Origin of the sequence: Caballeronia terrestris, from assembly GCF_001544515.1 — a bacterium.
In the GTDB taxonomy this organism is placed as follows: Bacteria; Pseudomonadota; Gammaproteobacteria; order Burkholderiales; family Burkholderiaceae; genus Caballeronia; species Caballeronia terrestris.
On sequence record NZ_FCOL02000277.1, the window covers coordinates 1 to 2,365 of the forward strand.

3 pseudogenes are annotated in these 2,365 nt (G+C 55.2%); 1 reads left to right on the forward strand and 2 read right to left on the reverse strand.

The features are described 5' to 3' along the window. Positions 1-99: 99 nt before the first annotated feature. A pseudogene (locus AWB67_RS42680) lies at positions 100-279 on the reverse strand (DUF6429 family protein); the annotation flags it as partial. A gap of 1,443 nt (positions 280-1,722) precedes the next feature. On the opposite strand from AWB67_RS42680, the pseudogene AWB67_RS36460 reads away from it, so the two are divergent. After that, positions 1,723-2,181 (forward strand): annotated as a pseudogene (locus AWB67_RS36460) (IS3 family transposase); the annotation flags it as partial. A gap of 3 nt (positions 2,182-2,184) precedes the next feature. Here the strand turns inward: AWB67_RS36460 and AWB67_RS42685 are convergent. Next, positions 2,185-2,304, reverse strand: a pseudogene (locus AWB67_RS42685) (helix-turn-helix domain-containing protein); the annotation flags it as partial. Positions 2,305-2,365: the final 61 nt, after the last annotated feature.

Below are 2,365 nucleotides of genomic sequence, written 5' to 3' on the forward strand. Positions count from 1 at the left end.
GGCTCACGCCCGCCCTTGACCCGTCAAGCTTCGGAGATCTGCCTTTGGCACTTGACACGGTCCATACATATCAGTGTGGTGAGTTAGAAGTTCGTTACATTATTTGTTCGTTCGGTCCCGGATAACGAAATGCTGCCTGAATAGGCGCTCGGACTCATGTAACCCTTGCTCAGTGAAGACCACCGACTTCGTCTTGTTGACGGGGTCGCAAATGAAGCCCTTTTCGTAAAGGCGATTCAGCACGTCCCAGTCGAGGCCTTTCCACGCGCGACACTGATCGGCTTGGCCTGCCGGTAGATGCGACGCTCGTGTTGCCGCTCGGCATTAGCCCACAGGACGCCGAGTGCGCCGTCACTATAGCGACTTCGACTTCAGCTTGAATGAGGGTTAGAAGTAGTTGATGTAGAGTCGCGATGATGCGTACAGCTGCGCCAGCGCGTTTCTGGCATCGCATACCGCTCAGACGACCGTAACCGACCAGGCGCCGCACGCTCTTGGTATGAAGTATCAATTCCACGGCGTGCCTGATAAGTTCTTACCAAACTGAAGAACATCATCGGGAGCTACCCATGCAGAAGCTATCAAAAAACTGTCGACAGTTAGACGACCGCTGGGTCGTTTTGATAAACGAAATCAATCGTTACGAGCCCGGAGAATACCCGCTTCCTCTATGCACTGATGTACTTCGATTCATCCGGGAAACCGAACGCGTGGTTATTCCTGATCCCTTCGAGCAGGACCTTATCTATACGGCCCGGACGCTAGCGGAGACCGGCGACCCGAAGGTAGCTATGTTCAAGGTACACGAGGTCATTAATGGACGGCTAGGCGGTCGATAGCTGATGCACATGAAAAAACCGCCGGCAAGGGCGGGCGACCAAAACCCTAAATGCTCGCGTCCCTATCTCTAAGGACGCCATTCATAGCGTAGGGCAAAAAGAAGCCCGCCGCAGCGGAATCCATAACGTCGAGGTGAACACGAAGGAGACTCTGTACGTTGTAGCGGCAGCGACCCCGCAATACAAGGCGTATCGGACTATCCCCCGTGGGCGGGGGCGAGCGAACTCGGCGGATTAGAAGGGTTATACCGCCACTTTAGAGCGGCTTTTTGCGCGTTCGCTGTTCCTAAGATAGAAGGCGTGCAGCGCTAGTTACCTCCTAAGGCCTTCTATATACATCCGATTAATTGGTGAAAGCCCCAAATGATTACTTGAGTTGACTCTTAGACAATAACTAGACATTGCCGCAAAGTTGTACTGGAACGTCCAAAGGATGGATATGCAAGACACGGAAGCAGGTATAGGAACTTTGTTCTAAGACCGCTAGCTGCTTACGACGAGGGGATGTACGCAGCTATGCTCATCGTGCGAGAAACTGATGGTGTCGAGCTCGCCACTGGTGTGCTCGGGCACTTCGCTTGTGCACTGGAGGCGCGGAGATTCGCCGTGGCTTACGGTATGGCGCAGATTGACCATCGGCATACCCCGGAGCCGGAATGGCCAGCGATTTATAGCAGGAAAGGCCGAGATCCGATGGCACAGCCTACTGCGGCCGCTTGACAGGCCTAATGATGCCGCTTACCTGCTAGCCGCCGTACGGCCTTCATCTCCGCTTCGCAACACGGCAGGTGGCGCAGGCGTTTATCGCGGATCGCGTCCAGTACGCAGTGGCTATCCGATGCGGCGTGAACCAATGTGCGAAACCGTATGTCGCCGTTCTACGACCGACAGTACCGAATTCCATATCCCGGCCGGCAAGGTCTATCTGTCACCGTTGATCGACTGCTTCGATGGTCTCGTTGTGAGCTGGTCAATTGGCAAGCGACCGGACGCTGAACTTGTAAATACCATGCTGGATGCAGCCATCGAGACTGTCGCCAACAGTGATGAACGGCCTGTGGTTCACTCCGATCGCGGTGCGCACTATCGCTGGCCTGGATGGCTCTCACGGATACGCGATGCCAGGCTGGTTCGCTCGATGTCACGTAAAGGATGCTCTCCAGATAATGCGGCCTGCGAAGGTTTCCTCGGGCGGCTCAAGACAAAGCTGTTCTATCCTCGTGACTGGCGGGCTACAACCGTCTAACAGTTCATCGAGGTAGTTGACTCTTACATCCGCTGGTACAACGCAAAGCGGATAAAGGTCTGGCGGTTTCAAACTCAACTGCAACACGGAGTCTAGTGTGAGTATTCGAGCCATGGCCCGAATACTCACATCCTGTAGCCGCAGGCTTGCGATGGCTAGGCGTTCTTCAGGTTGAAGCTGTTGGTACGAAGTTGGTCGGGCATGGGCGTTGTTGCATATATCCGGGCGCGGCGCGGCGGCCTGACGTTTACGCGCAACGGTCGGGGGCGGTGCCCCTGTT